The following is an 18,823-nucleotide window of genomic DNA, read 5'->3' as shown; positions in this document are numbered from 1 at the left end:
CGCAAAGCACAAAGGAGAAGGCAGAATGCGTGTGTTGATTACCGGCGGGAGCGGCTTTATTGGCCAGGCGCTGACCCAGGCGCTGCTGGCGAGAGGTGATAAGGTCGTGATCCTGAGTCGAAACCCTGCGCGTGTCCCGTCACGACAGGGGGTGCAGTGCCTGTCGAGTCTGCAGCAGATCGCAGGGCAGATTGATGCTGTCGTCAACCTGGCGGGCGCTCCCATTATTGACCGGCGCTGGACCGAGCAACGCAAGCGGCTGTTACTCGACAGCCGCATTCAAACTACACGTGAGCTGGTGCGCTGGATTTCCGAGCAGAAGTCGCCGCCTGACGTGCTGGTCAGTGGTTCCGCGATCGGTTACTACGGTTCCCATCAGGATGAAGTGCTGGATGAAACCGCCGATGTGGCGCCAGGATTTCCGCATCAGCTGTGCCGGGACTGGGAGCAGGAGGCTCGGGAGGCTTCTGCATCCGGGGTGCGGGTCTGTCTGGTTCGAACCGGTGTGGTACTGGGCCAGGGCGGGGCACTGGCGAAAATGCTGCCAGCATTTCGGCTCGGTCTGGGTGGGCCTATTGGCAGCGGGCAACAATGGATGTCCTGGGTGCACCTGGATGATGAAGTGGGTGCGATACTCTACCTGCTGGACAATCCTGCCTTGCAGGGCCCCTTCAATCTGACTGCACCTGAACCAGTCACCAACGAGGTGTTTAGCAAGACGCTGGCGCAGGTGCTTGGGCGACCGGCGTTCATGCGTGTGCCGGCTTTCATCATGCGGCTGATGCTCGGTGAGGCCAGTGAGCTGCTGGTAGAGGGACAGCGTGTCGTGCCAGCGAACCTGAACACCGCCGGCTATAACTTCAAATATTCCAATCTTGAGGCGGCTTTTAAGGCAGTTCTGAAGTCTGGTCGCTCATGATGCCATTCTGAGGGACATTGCCTGGCCGTCGTCGTTCAGGTCGCTATCGCTGCGCAGCCGACGGCTGCGCAGTTTTTCAATGGCTTCAAGCAGGAGGTCACCCTGCCAGGCATAAGGATCCTGGTGCAGGTGGTGGTCCAGATCCAGTACCAGAAAGTCGAGTGTCTGGCTACGTCCTGCTTCGCACAGGGCTTCAAGACTGTCGATACTGTGCTCCGGCCAGAAATTCTGTCCCCATTCCACCAGGCGCAAGCGCGCATTTTCCGCATCATTCTGCTGACAGGCGATCGCAAGTGCCTGGAAGGTGTTGCGTTCTGCACGCTGGTGCGACAGTAGCAGTTTTTGAGCCCGGCGCTGTTCTTCCTCTTCTCCCTCCTGCTGACTCTGTACTTTAAGCTGGCGAAGCTGCAACCAGCTGTAGAACCAGCCACCACTACTGGTCAGACACAGGAGGCTCAGCAGGCCGATGATGATGTACAGGTTCTGTGAATTTGAGTCGGCCAGACTGTTTTGGTTATCGAAATTGGTAGAGGGAAGAATTGCGTCGAGTGAAGCCGGCAGAGCGGGCAGCTGAACATTCAGTGTGCGAGAGGGTAGTGTTGCCGTCGCGGCGCGGTCGGCAAGGGTGTTCCACCAGTTCAGATCGATAGCTGGCAGTGTCAGGAGTCCCGGGCCGAGAGGTTCGATGCGAACCCGCTCGACGCGTGTGCTGACCAGGCCCTGTGGCGTCAGTTTCTCGGTCAGGCTGACATCTTCCAGTTGCGCAAAAAAGCTGTCGCTGTCGGTGCTGAACAGGCTTGGCAGGGCATCAGACGGCAGGCCCAGGGCAGTTAGTTTGATCTCGCGTACAAAACTGTCGCCAGGCTGAAGGCTGATGGGTGGCTGCCAGTTTTCTTCAAGGCTCAGGCGCTCCGAGGGCAGCCAGTAGCCGCGGCTGTTCTGGTGAGCGGCGGGTAGTACCTCGATCTCGAATGTCTCGCGCTTGTCGGCAGCCACGATGGGCTCGCCTTCGATCAGCACGGCTGACCCGGTCAACGTGTGCAAGCCAAGTGTAGAAGGGTAGAGGGCGAAGGTTTGCTCCAGTACTTCCCATTCTTCACCGTCACGATCGGTGGAGTAGCGGCGGGGTTCATTCAGTGTCAACACCAGCGCGCCGGGCAGCGCTGGTGTGCTGAACACCATGCCGTCCGGCAGGGGGTCACGCTGGAAAAGACGTGCGGTGAACAGCAGCTGGGCATGTGAGTAGAGCTGATCCTGGCTGATCAGACTGTCCATGAAGCGTCCGCCACTTTGTTCAGCTTGAGGGGTGCGGCCACTCACTTTTACTTCCAGCGGTGCACTGAGTTCATTACCCAGGCGGATCGGCGGTATGCGCAAGGTGCCTGTATTGCGGGGCTTTAACTGCAGGTGCCAGCGGGTCCAGACATCGCGGTTAGCGGAGGTATGGCTGGAAACGATGACCTTTTGGCTGCTTTGCAACCGAAAATCGGCTTCCAGCGCGCTGAGGTCGGGGCGTTGTTCAACCTGATCGGAGACTTCAAGTGTCAGAGTCAGTGTATCGGCAGAGGTCAAGGCGTAACGATCCAGCGTTGTTCTGACCTCGGCAGAAAGAACCGGTGAAATAATAAACAGCAGCAGTGCCAGAAATGCACGCATCAACAAACCCGTTCCGAATATAAAAACAAAAGATACCGACTCATTATCAGTCATGAACGGAGACATATCAATTTGAAAACCTAGTTGAATCAGGGGTTTTTGTTCCGAATCAGACGGGGCTGGGTGACTTGAAAGGGAGTTTAACTATACTGCTGGAAAATAATTGTTATTTCCTGGCAGAGGATGCTTATGTCCCGTCGAGCAGCTGAAAACAAGACCGAATTGCTTAAGCAACTGGAAGCGATGGTTACAGAGCGGTTGCCGGTAAAGCGTTCGGAGCCGTTGATTCGATTTATCGAAGGCTATTTTGCCCATGTAGCGGAAAGCGATTTACTGCAGTGGCGACTGGATGATCTTTATGGCGCCACCCTGGCCGCCTGGCAATTTATGCAGGAGCGGCCCGAAGGGGAAACTCTGATTCGGGTATTCAACCCGGATTATGAGCGCCACGGCTGGCAGTCCACGCATACTGTCATTGAAGTGATGCAGAGCGACATGCCTTTTATCGTCGACTCATTACGCATGGAGTTGAATCGGCGCAACCTGTCGATTCATGCGATTTTGAATACGGTGTTCAGTACACGCAGGGATGAGCTTGGTAAGCTGGTTGAGCTGCTGGACCGCGATGCCCGCGGGTTGGGAGTGCAGCAGGAATCGCTGGTGGCGATTGAAGTCGATCGACATACCGATCCGCAACAGTTGCAGGAGCTCAAACAGGCCTTGCTGGATGTATTGGGCGAAGTTAAGGCGGCGGTGTCCGATTTTGATGCCATGCTGGCAAAAGCGGATGAGTTGCTCGAAGGCTATGCGGAGGCACCGGAAGGCTTTGCTCTGGAAGACGTGGAGGAAACTCGGGATTTCATCCGCTGGCTCAAACAGCATTTTACCTTTCTGGGTTATGACGAATATGTGCTCAAGGAACCGGGAAAACAACAAGGGCTAGAGCTGGTAAGCAACAGCGGGCTGGGGTTGCTGCGTCATGACGCTGGTCGTAGTGGCCAGGCCCGCCTTTCGGTCGATGCGCGTGATGGCGGGGCCTTTACCCTGATTCCGGATCTGTTGTCGTTTACAAAATCGTCGCGCCGGTCGCGTGTTCATCGACCGACCTATCCAGATTACATCAGCATTCAACGCTTTGATGGCAAAGGCAAGCTGATCGGTGAGGTCCGCTTCCTGGGGCTGTACACTTCGGCTGTTTATCTGCATGGCGCCACCGATATTCCCGTGGTGCGGCGCAAGATAGCGGAGGTGATGACCCGCTCAGGCCTGCATCGGCATGGGCATGACTGGAAAGAGTTGCAGCAGATCCTGGAAATCTATCCGCGCGATGACCTCTTTCAGTCCAGTATTGAAGAGCTGTTTGAAATCGCTACCGGGATTTTGCATATCCACGAGCGGCGCCAGATCCGGCTGTTCCTGCGCCGAGATTACTATGGGCAATTCTTTTCGGCTTTGGTCTATGTGCCGCGTGAGATCTACAGTACGGATTTTCGCCTGCGGGTACAGCAGATCCTGCAGCAGGCGCTGGGATGTGATCAGGCCGAGTTCACCACCTATTTCTCCGAGTCAGTACTGGCACGCACCCAGTTTCTGTTACGCCGCAGTGATCATAAAAAGGTGACCGCCAGGTTCGATATGGCGGAACTTGAACAGCGGGTCATCCATGCGGCGAGCAGCTGGCACGAAGACTTGTACGACGCGCTGATCGATGCGCTGGGTGAAGAGCAGGGGATTCGTGCCTACAACCATTATCATGGCAGTTTCTCGGCAGGCTACCGTTCGGATTTTGCACCGCGTGCGGCTGTGGTTGATATACAGCATATGGAAACGCTGAATGCCGAACGCCGGATGGCACTGAGTTTTTATGAAGCTCTGGAACGTGAGCCGGAGGAGCTGAACTTCAAGCTATACCATCATGGCGAAGCTCTGCCCCTGTCTGATGTCCTGCCGATACTGGAAAACCTGGGCCTTCGTGTCATTGATGAGCACCCCTATCAGGTAGAAGTGAACAGTGAGCGTATCTGGATTCACGACTTCAACCTGCGTTATACCGGCCACCAGCAGGTGACCACGACGACCATGCAGAGTGTCTTCGAGGAGGCCTTTCTTAACGTCTGGTACGGCCATGCCGGAAATGACGAATTCAACAAACTTGTGCTGGGTGCCCAACTGCACTGGCGTGAGGTGGCTTTGCTAAGAGCCTATGCCGGATACATGAAACAGATGCGCTTCCCGATCAGTCAGGAGGCGATCAGTATTGCGTTAAAGCACCATGTGGAGCTGGCGCGGTTGCTGATCGACCTCTTTGCTGCACGCTTTCAGCCGGACAAGTCTTCAGTCAAACAGGAAGATAAGGTCAAGGAACAGATCCTGGAAGGGCTTGAACAGGTAGCCAGTCTCAACGAAGACCAGGCAATTCGCCAGTACCTGGCTTTAATCGAGGCAACGCTGAGAACCAATTTCTACCAGACTGAGCAGGGTCTGCCCAAGAGCTACTTCTCGTTCAAGCTGTCTCCGCGCCACATTCCCCAGGTGCCTGAGCCTAAGCCGTTGTATGAGATTTTCGTGCACTCCCCACGCGTCGAAGGGGTGCATCTGCGCGGTGGTAAAGTAGCCCGAGGCGGATTGCGCTGGTCCGATCGTCTGGAGGATTTCCGTACCGAGATCCTGGGGCTGGTCAAGGCACAGCAGGTCAAGAACGCCGTAATCGTACCTGTTGGGGCGAAGGGCGGTTTCGTCGCGCGTCAGCTGCACACCAGTATGAGCCGGGAAGAGTGGATGGCCGAAGGCGTGGCCTGCTATCGCACTTTTATTCAGGCTTTGCTGGATGTGACCGACAATCTTGTGGATGGCGAAGTAGTGCCACCAGCACAACTGGTGCGCCATGACGAGGATGACACCTACCTGGTTGTGGCAGCGGATAAGGGCACCGCAACCTTCTCTGATATTGCCAATGAAATTGCCACGGAATACGGCTTCTGGCTGGGAGACGCTTTCGCCTCCGGCGGCAGTCAGGGCTACGATCATAAGAAAATGGGCATTACAGCCCGAGGTGCCTGGGTGTCGGTAGAACGTCACTTCCGCGAGCTGGGTGTCAATACGGCCACCGATCCGTTCACGGTACTGGGTATAGGCGACATGTCCGGCGATGTTTTCGGCAACGGCATGTTGAGGTCCGACAGGATTCGCATGGTTGCGGCGTTCAACCATCTGCATATCTTTATCGACCCCGATCCGGATATGGCGGCCTCATTTGCCGAGCGTGAGCGCCTGTTTGCCCTGCCACGTTCCGGTTGGGCCGATTACAACAGTGAACTGATTTCCAAGGGTGGCGGTGTCTTTCTGCGTAGTGCCAAGTCGATCACGCTGACGCCGGAAATAAAGCAGTTGACCGGGCTCAGTGGCAGTCGAGTGACGCCGACCGAATTGATTTCGGCGCTGTTGCGGGCGCCGGTTGATTTGATCTGGAATGGCGGTATCGGCACCTATATCAAGGCCAGCGACGAAAGCCATGCCGAAGTGGGTGACAAGGCCAATGACAGTCTCAGGGTTAATGCAGCTGATGTGAGTGCCCGGGTCGTTGGAGAAGGGGGCAACCTGGGGGTAACCCAGCGTGGTCGCATGGAGCTGGCCGCCAAGGGCTGCCGCCTCAATACCGATTTTATCGACAACGCCGGTGGGGTGGATTGCTCCGATCATGAGGTCAATATCAAGATCCTGCTCAATGCGGTGGTCAGTAATGGCGATATGACGGCTAAGCAGCGTAACCAGTTGCTCAGCAAGATGACCGACGAGGTGGCGGAGCTGGTGCTACAGAACAACTACCGCCAGGTACAGGCAATATCTCTTGCGGAGGTGCGCTCGGCAGTGTCGATGGCCGAGTATCGTCGCTTCATCAATGCACTGGAAGCTCAGGGCAAGTTAAACCGTGACTTGGAGTTTTTGCCTGGTGAGGAGCAGCTGGCAGAGCGCCAGAACGCTCGGGAAGGCTTCAGCCGGCCAGAACTGTCCGTGCTGGTTTCTTACAGCAAGGCCGATCTCAAAGAGCAGTTGCTGGCATCGGCGGTACCCGATGATGTCTATCTGGCTCGAGAGCTGATGACCGCCTTCCCTGCACGCTTGCAAAAATCACACGGTGCAGACCTGGAGCAGCATCGCCTGCGTCGAGAGATTATTGCGACCCAGATTGCCAACCAGATGGTCAACCTGATGGGTATCAACTTCGCGGCGCGCCTGCTGACCTCCACTGGAGCCGATATCGAGCATGTGGTGCGGGCATACGTGCTGGCGCGGGATGTGTTCTCGCTTAAGCCGATATGGGAAGGGGTAGAGGCGCTGGATTACCAGGTAGATGCAGGGGTGCAGCTGGACATGATGCATGACCTCCAGCACCTGATCCGGCGAGCGACCCGCTGGTTCCTTCGTAACCGTCCGACATCACTGGACTGTGAGTGCGAGAGGGATCACTTTGCGCCGCACCTGGAGGCGATCACGCGTAACCTGGGTGAGCTGCTCTGTGGTGAACCCTTCGAGATCTGGCATTCGGCATATAGTCGTTATACCGATGCTGGCGTGCCAGCACGGCTGGCGCAGGTCGTGGCCGGCTCGCGGTCGTTGTACTCGGCCTTGAGTATCATCGAAGTGGCCAGCGAGCTTGGTGTCACCGTGGAGTCGGCGGCGCAGGCATTCTTCGGTCTGGGTGAGCGATTGGAGTTGCAGTGGTTCAGTGCGCAGTTGAATGAATTGAGCATCAGCAGTTACTGGCAAGCGCTGGCGCGAGATACTTTCCGTGACGACCTGGATACCCAGCAGCGGGCATTGACCGCCTCTGTGCTGAGCGCAGCCCAGCACGACCAGAAACCGGTGCCGGAACAGCTGGCCAGCTGGCTTGAGCAGAACCATACACATATCGAGCGCTGGTTGAATATGTTGGCGGAGCTTAAAAGCTCCGGCAGCCAGGATTATGCAATGTATACTGTTGCTGTTCGAGAACTGGCTGACATGGCCCGCTGTAGTGCGCAGACGGAATAACAGTGTTGCATGAATGAGATTATTGTTGATATCAGGATCAGCAGCGACGAGTACCTTAAACTCTACCGGGGCCAGTCCCGGGTCGTTTCGACCCGCGCCCGCGATGGACGCAGGGTGCATTTCCCGGCCAATATCCTGCGTCCCTGGGTGCTGCATGATGGTATTCGAGGGTGTTTTCGTATCCGCTTTACCACCGATGGCAAGTTTCATGACATCCAGCGGTTGAGTTGAGCGGTGTTCATAATGGGCCGGCTCGCCTATAATGCGCGCATCCGTATTTTAACCATCAGTGAACACCATGCTATACGATCTCGCACGCGCACTAATGTTCAGACTGGATGCCGAAACCTCCCATGAGCTGGCTCTGGGCAGCATGAACCTTTCAGCCTCACTTGGCTTGCACAAGCTTATGGGGGCAGGGAGCCAGTCATTGCCGACCAAGGTGATGGGTATTCGTTTCCCCAACCCTGTTGGTCTGGCAGCGGGTCTGGACAAGAATGGCACGGCGGTTGATGGTTTGGCCGCCATGGGGTTTGGCTTTGTAGAGGTAGGCACAGTGACGCCACGGCCGCAGCCGGGCAATCCCAAGCCGCGTCTGTTCCGCATCCCCGAACATCAGGCGATCATCAACCGAATGGGGTTCAACAATGATGGCGTTGATCAGCTGCTGAAGAACCTGGATCGCAGCAGCTACCAGGGTGTACTCGGCATCAATATCGGCAAGAACAAGGATACGCCCAATGAACAGGCGCATCTGGATTATCTGCTCTGCCTGCGCAAGGTTTATGCCCGTGCAAGCTACATTACGGTCAACGTTTCCTCTCCCAACACCCCGGGGCTGCGCACGCTGCAGTTCGGTGAATCGCTGAACAGCCTGCTGGATGCCCTCAAGACTGAACAGGCCAAGCTGGCGAGTGTGCATGGTCGCTATGTGCCGATCGCAGTCAAAATCGCACCGGACATGAGCGAAGAAGAACTGGGTCTGGTGGCGGCTTCGTTGAAAACGTACGAAATGGATGGGGTAATTGCTACCAATACCACCCTGTCGCGTGAAGGTGTGGAAGACAGCCCGATTGCAGAAGAGGCGGGCGGTCTTAGCGGTGCGCCCGTACGCAACCGTTCCACCGCAACGATCCGAGCGCTTGCCGAACACCTGGACGGAGCCCTGCCGATCATCGGTGTGGGGGGGATTACTGAAGGGTTTGATGCCGCCGAGAAGATCGAGGCGGGTGCCAGTCTGGTGCAGATCTATACTGGTTTCATCTATCGTGGACCTGCACTGGTACGTGACTCGATTGCGGCCATTGCAGAGCTGAGAGAATCAGTCGGTCGCTGAAACGAAGACAGGCTCCTTATGGGAGCCTGTCGTTTAATAAAGGGGAGTGTTCTTAATGTAACGAAGGATTGGCCTGAATTGCAGAAACACCGGACATTCCACCCCAATGCGCTTCACGTCCTTCGCGCCAGCCACTCATCCAGTGACTGCGCAGTTCAACTGTCTGGACTGGACACTCCTCACGGGATCGCCCGTTGATGCCAGCCATGAATCCACGATTAAACAGAGTAGAGGTACGATCCCGTTTCTGTTTCTTCATATTTTGCGCCTCACATATTCTGATTATACTCTCCCCGGCGGTTGAACTGCTTTCGCCGGGGATGCGCTGTTCTATAGATTCTCTGTGACGTCACCCCCTATTGATATCTGAAAACGCAGGCCGTGGCGATTTAAAAAAACTATACTGTTACAGAAGTGTCATAAAGTTTATCCGAGCGCATCTGCAGCATTTTTATATAAATCAATAGGTTATCGTCTTTTTGCTCAGAGTGAAAAGGCATTGAATTTTTTTCACCTCGCAGTCAGTAGGGATTAAGCTGCCTGGCGTGGTGCATCAGTATCGGAGTCTTCCTGCCTCATGAAATTGTTTATTACCTGCCCCAAGGGACTGGAGAACCTGCTTCAGGATGAGATCTCAAGCCTGGGCGGCCAGAATACACGTCAGACCGTTGCCGGGGTCTACACCGAAGGTGAGCTGGAGCTGGCGTATCGGATCTGCCTCTGGTCTCGCCTGGGCAACCGGGTGCTGATGCCGCTGGCAGAGGGAGAGGTTGAGGAAGCCGATGCGCTGTATGCACTTGTACAGCAGGTGGACTGGCTGGCACATCTGCGCCCATCAGGTACCTTGACGGTGGATTTCAATGGTCGTTCGCGGGCAATCAACAACACCCATTTCGGTGCACTCAAGGTCAAGGATGCGGTGGTGGATCAGATTCGAACTGCTACCGGCCAGCGTCCCACAGTGGATCGCAACCAGCCGGATCTTCGTATCAATGTGCACCTCAACCGCGGCAAGGCGGTAGTCGCGCTGGACCTGTCCGGGGAGAGTCTGCACCGACGCGGTTATCGCCTCAAGGCCGGTGCGGCGCCGATGAAGGAAAACCTGGCTGCGGCGGTGCTGGCAAGGGCCGGGTGGCCTTTTTCTGATCGGACTACGCCGTTGCTGGACCCCATGTGCGGCTCGGGTACCTTGCTGATTGAAGCGGCACTGATGGCGGCAGACATCGCCCCGGGGTTGTACCGCCAGCGTTTCGGTTTCAGCCGCTGGCTGGGCCATGACGGACGTCTGTGGGCAGGGCTGCGCGAAGATGCCGAGCTACGTCGTGAGCAGGGGCTGCAAGGCCTGTCCGCCTCCTTTTATGGCTTCGATGCCGATGACAGTGTGCTGGCGCGTGCCCGTGACAATGCCAAACGGGCAGGGGTGGCCGATTATCTCCGCCTTGAGCGGCGTCCGCTGGAGCAGCTGACAGCCCTGTCGGACAGTCAGCCTGGTTTGCTCATCACTAACCCGCCTTATGGCGAGCGTCTGGGTGAAACCTCATCACTGATGTTTCTCTATCGTACCCTCGGTGACAAGTTGCGCAGCCACTTTGCTGGCTGGCAGGCAGGTGTGTTTACCGCCAACCCCGAGCTCTGCAAGGTGATGAAACTGCGTGCAGACAAGCAGTACCGCATGTTCAACGGTGCGCTGGACAGCAAGCTGCTGCTGTTCAAGGTGCATGAGCGTGACGAGAGTCAGCAGGCGGCTGAGGCGAACGAGGTGCCGTCCGGCTTGTCAGAACAGGCACAGATGTTTGCCAACCGGCTGAAAAAAAACCTCAAACAGCTGGCGCGCTGGGTCAAGCGTGAACAGATCAGTTGTTACCGTGTCTATGATGCAGACATGCCGGAATATGCCGTGGCGGTCGACATCTATCCCGGTCATGCCGTTGTGCAGGAGTATGCGCCACCGGCGAAAGTGGACCCGGTCAAGGCGTTCTCCCGGCTACAGGATGTGATGCAGGCGGTGCCGGTGGTACTGGAACTGCCGGCGGAGCGGGTGGTCCTCAAGCAGCGCAAGCGCCAGCAGGGGCAGCAGCAGTATGAGCGCCAGGACCAGACCGGCAATTTCATGGAGATAGTCGAACATGGCTGCCGCCTGCAGGTGAACCTGCACGATTACCTGGATACCGGCCTGTTCCTCGACCACCGTCCGGTGCGCCACCGGCTGCAGCAGCTGGCCAAAGACAAGGATGTACTCAACCTGTTCTGCTATACCGCGACGGCCAGCGTTCATGCCGGTGTTGGTGGGGCGGCGACCACGACCAGCGTCGATATGTCGGCCACCTATCTGGAGTGGGCGCGCCGCAACCTGGAGCTGAACGGTCTGCCCAAGGCGCGCCACAAGCTGGTGCAGTCGGACTGTTTCAAGTGGCTGGATCAGCCGCATGCTGAGCGCTATGACCTGATCTTCATGGATCCGCCGACCTTCTCCAACTCGAAGCGGATGCAAGATGTACTGGATGTGCAGCGTGACCATGTGAAACTGATTCAGGGAGCGATGCAACTGCTGAAGGCCGATGGCCTGCTGATCTTCTCCAATAACTATCGCCGTTTCGCCATCGACCGTGACAGCCTCGACGCGTTCGATATCAAGGAGATCACAGCCCAGACACTGGATCCTGACTTCAAGCGTAACCCGAAAATCCATTGCTGTTTCGAGATCCGTCATCGCCGTTAAAACAGATTGTTGTTGTTTGTGCACAAGTCTGTTTTGGATTTGGCACGGATTCTGCTTTCTATACTGCCCAAATAATGCCCAAGACTGGTGCAGCCCCATAAACAGGCTGCACCAAAGCGGGATCCGTCATTTTGAGCAGTAGGTGCTAAGGTGAAAGTGCTGTGTTTTGGTGCAGCCGCCCTTTTTTGGAGCACCTGAAACCTTTACGGAGGGACTAGAGTGGAATCGATCAGCAGTGCGATCAGCGAGCTGTCGCAAAGTGCGAATACGATGTTTATCCTGCTGGGTGCGATCATGGTGTTCGCCATGCATGCAGGGTTTGCCTTTCTTGAAGTTGGCACGGTGCGTCGTAAGAATCAGGTTAACGCCCTGGCCAAGATCATGAGTGATTTCGGATTCTCGGCACTGGCCTACATGATTGTTGGCTACTGGTTGGCTTATGGCGTTACCTTCTACGACAGCGCTGATGTGTTGTCGCAGGGCAATGGCTATGAGTTGGTCAAATTCTTCTTCCTGATGACCTTTGCTGCCGCCATCCCGGCGATTATCTCCGGCGGGATCGCTGAACGAGGCCGTTTCTGGCCGTTCCTGACCGGTTCCGCGCTTGTGGTTGGGCTGGTCTATCCGCTGTTTGAAGGTATCGCCTGGAACGGCAACTACGGTATCCAGACCTGGCTGGAGAACCAGTTTGGTGCACCCTTCCATGACTTCGCCGGTTCCGTTGTGGTGCACGGTGTCGGTGGCTGGTTGGCACTGGTAGCCGTCGTGCTGCTGGGTATCCGTAACGGTCGCTATAAGGGCGGCAGACTGGTCGCTTTCCCACCGTCCAATATCCCCTTCCTGGGTCTGGGGGCCTGGATCCTCTGCATCGGCTGGTTCGGCTTCAACGTCATGTCCGCGCAGACTCTGGATGGAATTTCCGGCCTGGTAGCGGTCAACAGTTTGATGGCGATGGTCGGTGGCATCATCAGTGCCTTGATCGCCGGTCGTAACGACCCCGGCTTCATTCATAACGGTCCGCTGGCTGGTCTGGTGGCTGTCTGTGCCGGTTCCGATGTGATGCACCCCTTTGGTTCACTGCTGGTGGGCGGCGTCGCGGGTGTGCTCTTTGTCTGGACCTTCACCCTGGTGCAGAACCGTTGGAAAATCGATGATGTTCTGGGTGTCTGGCCGCTGCATGGCCTTTGCGGTGTCTGGGGTGGTATAGCCGCCGGTATTTTCGGCAGCGAAGCACTGGGTGGCCTCGGTGGCGTCAGTCTGATGTCACAGCTGCTGGGTACGCTGCTGGGCGTGGTCATTGCGCTGGTGGGCGGCTTGATCGTTTACGGCCTGATCAAGACCCTTGTCGGCCTGCGCCTGGATGCGGAGCAGGAGTACAATGGTGCGGACCTGAGCATCCATCGTATCGAGTCCACTTCCGACGACCGATGACACTGTGCAGACCTCGATTGAGATCGGGGTTTGCCTGTCTTGTACAGATACAAAAAATCCGGCGCCTGGAAACAGGGCCGGATTTTTTTCAGGTCAGTGGCGGGCCGGTTGTGCCGGCTGCCGTTGACGCGGCTTAGTGGTGATGACCACCGGCGCCGTGAGCATGGCCATGCTCAACTTCTTCTTCAGTCGCTTCACGCACTTCGACAACTTCAACATCAAATGTCAGCGTCTGGCCTGCCAGCGGGTGGTTGCCGTCCAGAGTGATGTTGTCACCTTCAACCTTGACGACTGTTACCGGCTGCTCGCCCCAGGGAGTCTGAGCCATGAACTGCATGCCGATCTGGATATCGTCGATGCCGCTGAAGGCGCTGCGATCAACGTCCTGTACCAGTTCGTCACGTACCGGGCCGTAACCTTCTTCAGGCTCAACGGTGACCTTCAGGCTGTCGCCAACGGCCTTGCCGACCAGTGCATTTTCCAGACCGGGGATGATGTTGCTGGCGCCGTGCAGGTACGCCAGGGGATCCTGACCGTTGGAGCTGTCCAGCACGTTGCCTTCGGCGTTGGTCAGAGTGTAGTGAATGGATACGACGGATTTATCGGCGATCTGCATCAGGGGTCTCCTGGTTGCTTGGAGATGCGTCGATGCTCAGGCTACCGCTGGCCGGTCCCTGCCAATGATGACACAGGGCTCCTTGAGCCGGTAACAGGGCAGCTTGGCAGGGCTCCCGGTTGGTTTGAGGCACATGCTAACGGTCGTGTTCCACAGGCGCAACCCGAAACCGGTTGATGAGTGATCCCTGCACTCAAAAAAGTCGTAGCAGATACCTTTAATCGGAGAAAATGATGCTGTCAGGAGAGCGCATTGCGGTTATAGGTGCCGGGGTGGCAGGGTGCATGGTCGCAAGGAATTTGGCTGATAAGGGCGCAAGGCTGGAAGTCTTTGACAAGAGTCGGGGGACGGGGGGGCGGTTGGCGGCCTCCAGACTCGGAGACGTGTCGGCAGACCTGGGGGCAGACGTGTTCGACGAGAGTACAGCCATGCGGCTGATGAGAGTTGAATCGCTGCCGTTGCAGCTATGGTCACATACACGGGCAGACCTGCAATTGCAGTCCCGAACCCGGGCTGATGCCTGGGTGTCGGCGCCTCGTGCCAGCGCACTTACCCGGCAGCTGCTGGACGGTATACCACTGCATGGCCAAACCCGAATTACTGAATTGAAGCCGGCTGAACAGGACTGTTGGTGGTTGCAGGATGAGTCAGGCAGGTACTGGGGGCCTTACAATCGAGTCATCATTGCGGTGCCGGCACCTCAGGCGGTTCCGTTGCTGGCAGGTGCGCCCGACTTGCAGTCTGCTGCGGCTGCAGTACGTATGTCGTCTGCATGGGTGTTGCTTTTGGCTTTGTCTCAGCGGCCACGTGTGCTGCAGGCCGTTGATCTGCTGGAAGGTGAACACTCGGTGCTGTCCCGCGTGTGTCGCGACAGCGGCAAGCCTGGGCGCAGTGGTGAGGTCTGGCAGTTGCGGGCGAGGGCTGACTGGTCCGATCGGCATGTAGATGCTAATCCCGAATACGTTGCACAACAGCTGCTCGATGCCTTTGTCGACCTGGTGGAGGAGCCTGTGCAAGTTGCCCGGCATCGAATACACCGATGGCTCTATGCGGATGTTGCCACGTCTTCCGGTTCGCCCCCGCTTTGCGGAACAGGCAGGCTCGGGGTCTGTGGCGATTGGGTCTGTGGCCAGGGGCTATCAGCAGCAATGCAGAGCGCAGATCTATTGACCCGGGCACTGGAGGCCGATCAGTGAGCGCTGGTAGACTAGCGGCCACATTTTGAGGGAGCGTGGTTGTGACGGACAAACTCAGGACGCATGTAGAGCAGGCACTGGCATCTTTGTCGAGTGTACTACTGGGCAAGGAGCAACAGGTTCGTCTGGCGATGGCCTGTTTGCTGGCAGAAGGGCATTTGTTGATCGAAGATCTGCCGGGGATGGGCAAGACCACCCTGGCTCATGCGTTGGCACGGGTACTGGGGCTGGGCGACAAGAGGATTCAGTTCACCAGCGACATGCTGCCTGCGGACATTATTGGTGTCTCGATTTTCGAGCCGGGGGAGAGTCGTTTTCGGTTTCACCCGGGTCCCGTATTTACCCAGTTGCTGCTGGCGGATGAGATTAACCGCGCCACCCCCAAGACCCAGTCGGCGCTGCTGGAGGCGATGGAGGAGGGGCAGGTCAGCGTTGAGGGTGAGCGTTATCCGCTGCCAGAGCCCTTTTTCGTGATCGCGACCCAGAATCCGTCCAGCCAGTTTGGTACCTTCCCGCTGCCGGAGTCCCAGCTGGACCGGTTTCTGATGCGAGTCACGCTGGGCTATCCGGCGGCGGAAGTGGAGCGTCAGTTGCTGGCCGGAGGTGGTACGCGCGAGAAGGCCCAGCAGTTGGAACAGTGCCTGACGCCGGAACAGTTGGCACAGGTTCAGCTGGCGTGTGGCCAGGTGCATGCTTCCGCCAGTCTGATCGGTTATGTGCAGCGGTTGTTGCAGTATACGCGAGAAGCCGAAGGGTTCAGTTACGGAGTGTCGCCACGTGGAGGTTTGGCACTGCTGCGCTGTGCCCGCTGCTGGGCCTGGCTGGCCGGACGGGATCATGTGGTGCCCGAGGATGTGCAGGCCGTTTTGGCTGCCGTGGTGGGGCATCGTATCCGCTCTGCCAGTGATTTGGCAGGTCACGAGAGCGAGCGTCTGGTGGCGCAGCTGTTGGCCGAGGTCGATGTCATTGGTCACTGAGCTTCGTTTGGCCCTGAAGGCTAGCGTCAGGCGCTGGACACTGGCGAGACAGCAACCTGCGCGCTCGCACACGCTGACCCAGAACCGTATCTTCATCCTGCCGACCCGGGCCGGCAGTGCCTGGTTGTTGCTACTGCTGTTGATGCTGGTGATGGCGATCAACTACGAAAACAACCTGATCTATGCGCTGACTTTCCTGCTACTGGGTGTGTTTCTGTCGGCGATGTTCCATACCTATGCCAATCTGGCGGGTATCGAAGTGCGGGTGCTGCCATCCGAGCCCTGCTTTGCAGGCACCCAGGCGGGATTCGAGCTGGAGTTACAGCGGCATGCATCGCGGCCATTTGAGCAATTGAGCCTCAGGCTGGAACATTCGGATCAGTTGCAGGTGGTCGATCTGTTACACGAGCGCCAGACGGTACGTCTCTATTGTCCCGCAAAACAGCGCGGCTGGTTGTTTCCGGGAGGGTTGAAACTGGAAACCCATTATCCCTTGGGCTTGTTCCGGGCCTGGTCCTGGCTCAATCTGGAAATGAAAAACCTGATCTACCCTGAACCTCTGGAGACGCCGTTGCCGGGTGCGCTGGAAGATCGCTCAGGTCAGGGACATGATCGTATGAGCAGTCGCCGGGGGGATGATGATTTTGCAGGCCTGGAACGGTTTCAGCCGGGTATGTCGCCCCGTCAGGTGGACTGGAAAAGTTATGCCCGTGGGCGGGGGCTTCATGCCAAGCATTTTGCCGGTCATCAGGATCCCGATCTATGGCTCGATCTTGATGCGCTGGGGGGAGAGGCGCTCGAGCGAAGGTTGTCGCGACTAACGGCCTGGGTTCTGGCGCTGTCGGCCAGAGAGATGCGCTTTGGCTTGCGCCTGGGCAGTTTCGTGCTGACACCGGCCAATGGTGAGGCCCAGCGTACCCGGGCACTGTCAGCCCTGGCATTGTATGGTCTGGAGGAGCGCCGATGAAAGGCGGGATGATCAGTCGTACGGCAGTCGTCTGGCAGCTGCTGGCGGTGTTGCTGGTCGTTCTGCCGCATCTGCAGTGGTTGCCATTATGGGTGCCAGCGCTGGTGGTCGTCACCATTGGGGCGCGACTGATGATCCATAGTGGTCGCTGGTCTTTCCCGCATTGGTTGGTCAAAGCGATGTTGGTCCTCGCGTGCTCTGTGGGGCTGATTTTGAGTTTCAATCACCAGGCAGGCCCTGAAACCATGGTCGCCCTGCTGGTGGTTGGTCTGGCGCTGAAACTGCTTGAGATCTATCACCGTCGTGATGCCCTGGTTGTGCTGTTCGTGACCCTGTTTGTGGCGGCAACCGCCTTTCTGTTCAACGAGTCGGTTTGGATGGCGGCCTATGTTCTTTTGGTGGTCGGCCTCGCGCTGGCGGCACTGAACAGCATTCAGCAGTCAAGCCACGCCAACCGCTACCGCGACAACCTGAAAACGGCCCTGCGTCTGCTGCTGCCGGCGATTCCTTTCATGCTGGTGCTTTTTTTCCTGTTTCCCCGACTGGAGCCCTTCTGGTCGGTCACGATTGACTCGGGCCAGGGCACGACCGGTCTTTCCGATGAGCTGTCACCGGGTGATGTGAGCAAGCTGGCGCAATCGAGTGAATTGGCGTTCAGAGCTACCTTCGCTGGAGACGTGCCGCCACCGGAACAGCGTTACTGGCGTTCACTGGTGTTGAGCGAGTTTGACGGGCGTCGCTGGACGCGACCCGCTATGCAGATTCGCCGGCAGTTGCGACCCGAAAAGCTGACGCCACTATCAGTTGCGCAGAATTATGATGTGATCATGGAGGCCAGTCGTCGCCCCTGGCTGGTGGCGCTGGATCAGCCGGTATCGGCCGGCCGGGGCGTGCGGATGACGCCGGTCCGCACCCTGAGGGCGGATCAACCGCTGGAACGTCGGCGGCAGTACCGTGTGGAATCTGTAGCCGAATATCAGCTGCAACCTCTGCTGACATCGCAGGAAAAGCAGCGCTATCTGCAGTTGCCACTGGGAGGCAACCCGAAAAGCCGCACCTTGGCACGTCAGCTGCTGGTCGAAGGCGGAGGAGAGGCCAGTAGGGTGATCAGCCTGTTGCTGGAGCGATTCAATCGTACATTCATCTATACGCTTGAGCCCGGTTACCTGGGGCGTGACAGTGTCGATCAGTTCCTGTTTGAGACTCAACAGGGGTATTGCGAGCACTTTGCCAGTGCCACGACATTTGTGCTGCGCAGCGCCGGTATCCCTGCCCGTGTCGTGACCGGCTATCAGGGGGGGGAATGGAATCCTTACGAGGGCTACCTTCAGGTGCGTCAGTACGATGCTCATGCCTGGGTTGAATACTGGCTGCCAGGGCATGGCTGGCAGCGGCTGGATCCTACGGCGGCGGTGGCTCCTGAACGAATCCGCTCCTCGGCGCAGGATTTTTTTCGTGCTAACGAGAGTCGCTTTTCCGGTGTCGGCCTTGGCTTGAATACCGGCTGGCTGCGTAATCTGCGTCAGCGCTATGATGCCTTCAATTATGGCTGGCATCGCTGGGTGCTGAACTATCAGGGACAACAGGCAAATCTGCTGCATGACTGGCTGGGTGGTGGCGAGCAGTGGCGCAAGGCGCTGGCCTGGCTGCTGCCAACCGCACTCGTCTTTGGTCTGTCGTTTTGGTGGCTGATCAGGCCTCGGGGGAGCCGGCCGAAGGATCCTCTGCAGCGCCTCCTGATGCAGTTGGAGCAGCGCCTGGCCGCGCTAGAAGCGGAGCGTTTCCCGGCAGAGTCGTTGTCGATGTGGCTGCAGCGTATTGCTGAGCACTGGCCCGAACAGCGGGCCCTGATGCTCAGGCTGGCGTTTCTCGACGACCGTCAACGCTATTCGGCACAGCCCAAGTCTGGGCAGCGCAGAGAGATGCTGCAGTTATGTCGCCAACTGCTGCGATTGCTGCCGCGCCGGAGATGATA

General features: G+C 57.6%; 13 protein-coding genes. 10 read left to right on the top strand and 3 right to left on the bottom strand.

All coding sequences use genetic code 11. From position 1 onward, the window contains the following. Positions 1-25: 25 nt before the first annotated feature. Positions 26-919, top strand: a complete 894-nt coding sequence (locus tag ABD013_RS05845) for a TIGR01777 family oxidoreductase (RefSeq protein WP_343803580.1) — start codon at positions 26-28, stop codon at positions 917-919. Here the strand turns inward: ABD013_RS05845 and ABD013_RS05840 are convergent. Continuing rightward, the gene (locus tag ABD013_RS05840) at positions 914-2,575 is read right to left on the bottom strand and encodes a BatD family protein (RefSeq protein WP_343803575.1); all 1,662 of its coding nucleotides are present in this window, start codon (positions 2,573-2,575) and stop codon (positions 914-916) included. The genes ABD013_RS05845 and ABD013_RS05840 overlap by 6 nt on opposite strands. A 189-nt stretch (positions 2,576-2,764) precedes the next feature. Between ABD013_RS05840 and ABD013_RS05835 the strand changes: the two genes are divergently transcribed. The 3 genes from ABD013_RS05835 (at position 2,765) to ABD013_RS05825 (ending at position 8,942) form a co-directional block, all read left to right on the top strand. Continuing rightward, positions 2,765-7,606 (top strand): NAD-glutamate dehydrogenase, encoded by a 4,842-nt coding sequence (locus ABD013_RS05835; protein ID WP_343803572.1) that lies wholly within the window; start codon positions 2,765-2,767, stop codon positions 7,604-7,606. Between the two features lie 9 nt (positions 7,607-7,615). Then, positions 7,616-7,837 carry a DUF2835 domain-containing protein gene (locus tag ABD013_RS05830; protein ID WP_343803569.1) on the top strand — a complete coding sequence of 74 codons (222 nt, stop codon included), beginning with the start codon at positions 7,616-7,618 and terminating at the stop codon, positions 7,835-7,837. A gap of 67 nt (positions 7,838-7,904) precedes the next feature. Further along, positions 7,905-8,942 (top strand): quinone-dependent dihydroorotate dehydrogenase, encoded by a 1,038-nt coding sequence (locus ABD013_RS05825; RefSeq protein ID WP_343803566.1) that lies wholly within the window; start codon positions 7,905-7,907, stop codon positions 8,940-8,942. Positions 8,943-8,994: 52 nt separating this feature from the next. On the opposite strand, the gene rmf is transcribed toward ABD013_RS05825, so the two are convergent. Next, a complete protein-coding gene (rmf, locus tag ABD013_RS05820) occupies positions 8,995-9,201 on the bottom strand; it encodes a ribosome modulation factor (protein WP_239039557.1) in 207 nt (68 codons plus the stop codon). Positions 9,202-9,519: 318 nt separating this feature from the next. Here rmf and rlmKL point away from each other — a divergent pair, with 318 nt between their 5' ends. Further along, complete coding sequence (gene rlmKL, locus ABD013_RS05815) at positions 9,520-11,661, top strand: bifunctional 23S rRNA (guanine(2069)-N(7))-methyltransferase RlmK/23S rRNA (guanine(2445)-N(2))-methyltransferase RlmL (protein WP_343803563.1); 2,142 nt, start codon at positions 9,520-9,522, stop codon at positions 11,659-11,661. A gap of 219 nt (positions 11,662-11,880) precedes the next feature. Next, the gene (locus tag ABD013_RS05810; RefSeq protein WP_343803560.1) at positions 11,881-13,092 is read left to right on the top strand and encodes an ammonium transporter; all 1,212 of its coding nucleotides are present in this window, start codon (positions 11,881-11,883) and stop codon (positions 13,090-13,092) included. 133 nt (positions 13,093-13,225) lie between these two features. Here ABD013_RS05810 and ABD013_RS05805 read toward each other — a convergent pair whose 3' ends face one another. Next, entirely contained in the window at positions 13,226-13,708 is a 483-nt protein-coding gene (locus tag ABD013_RS05805; RefSeq protein ID WP_343803557.1) for an FKBP-type peptidyl-prolyl cis-trans isomerase, read from the bottom strand. A gap of 230 nt (positions 13,709-13,938) precedes the next feature. Between ABD013_RS05805 and ABD013_RS05800 the strand changes: the two genes are divergently transcribed. The 4 genes from ABD013_RS05800 to ABD013_RS05785 are packed head-to-tail and all read left to right on the top strand — an operon-like array spanning position 13,939 to position 18,821. After that, positions 13,939-14,904 (top strand): NAD(P)/FAD-dependent oxidoreductase, encoded by a 966-nt coding sequence (locus tag ABD013_RS05800; RefSeq protein WP_343803554.1) that lies wholly within the window; start codon positions 13,939-13,941, stop codon positions 14,902-14,904. Between the two features lie 41 nt (positions 14,905-14,945). Continuing rightward, positions 14,946-15,881, top strand: coding sequence for an AAA family ATPase (locus tag ABD013_RS05795; protein ID WP_343803551.1), 936 nt, complete (start codon positions 14,946-14,948; stop codon positions 15,879-15,881). After that, positions 15,865-16,848, top strand: a complete 984-nt coding sequence (locus tag ABD013_RS05790; RefSeq protein WP_343803548.1) for a DUF58 domain-containing protein — start codon at positions 15,865-15,867, stop codon at positions 16,846-16,848. Before ABD013_RS05795 ends, ABD013_RS05790 begins: the two co-directional genes overlap by 17 nt. Continuing rightward, entirely contained in the window at positions 16,845-18,821 is a 1,977-nt protein-coding gene (locus tag ABD013_RS05785) for a transglutaminase TgpA family protein (protein WP_343803545.1), read from the top strand. Before ABD013_RS05790 ends, ABD013_RS05785 begins: the two co-directional genes overlap by 4 nt. Positions 18,822-18,823 lie beyond the last annotated feature (2 nt).

The organism is Marinobacterium maritimum, from assembly GCF_039523155.1.
Lineage (GTDB): Bacteria > Pseudomonadota > Gammaproteobacteria > Pseudomonadales > Balneatricaceae > Marinobacterium > Marinobacterium maritimum.
This window is presented reverse-complemented; position numbering and strand designations above follow the sequence as displayed.

Coding starts and splice junctions, on each gene's coding strand:
- ABD013_RS05845 (WP_343803580.1), top strand. CDS start 26: ATGCGTGTGTTGATTACCGGCGGGAGCGGCTTTATTGGCCAGGCGCTG.
- ABD013_RS05840 (WP_343803575.1), bottom strand. CDS start 2,575: ATGCGTGCATTTCTGGCACTGCTGCTGTTTATTATTTCACCGGTTCTT.
- ABD013_RS05835 (WP_343803572.1), top strand. CDS start 2,765: ATGTCCCGTCGAGCAGCTGAAAACAAGACCGAATTGCTTAAGCAACTG.
- ABD013_RS05830 (WP_343803569.1), top strand. CDS start 7,616: ATGAATGAGATTATTGTTGATATCAGGATCAGCAGCGACGAGTACCTT.
- ABD013_RS05825 (WP_343803566.1), top strand. CDS start 7,905: ATGCTATACGATCTCGCACGCGCACTAATGTTCAGACTGGATGCCGAA.
- rmf (WP_239039557.1), bottom strand. CDS start 9,201: ATGAAGAAACAGAAACGGGATCGTACCTCTACTCTGTTTAATCGTGGA.
- rlmKL (WP_343803563.1), top strand. CDS start 9,520: ATGAAATTGTTTATTACCTGCCCCAAGGGACTGGAGAACCTGCTTCAG.
- ABD013_RS05805 (WP_343803557.1), bottom strand. CDS start 13,708: ATGCAGATCGCCGATAAATCCGTCGTATCCATTCACTACACTCTGACC.
- ABD013_RS05800 (WP_343803554.1), top strand. CDS start 13,939: ATGATGCTGTCAGGAGAGCGCATTGCGGTTATAGGTGCCGGGGTGGCA.
- ABD013_RS05790 (WP_343803548.1), top strand. CDS start 15,865: ATGTCATTGGTCACTGAGCTTCGTTTGGCCCTGAAGGCTAGCGTCAGG.
- ABD013_RS05785 (WP_343803545.1), top strand. CDS start 16,845: ATGAAAGGCGGGATGATCAGTCGTACGGCAGTCGTCTGGCAGCTGCTG.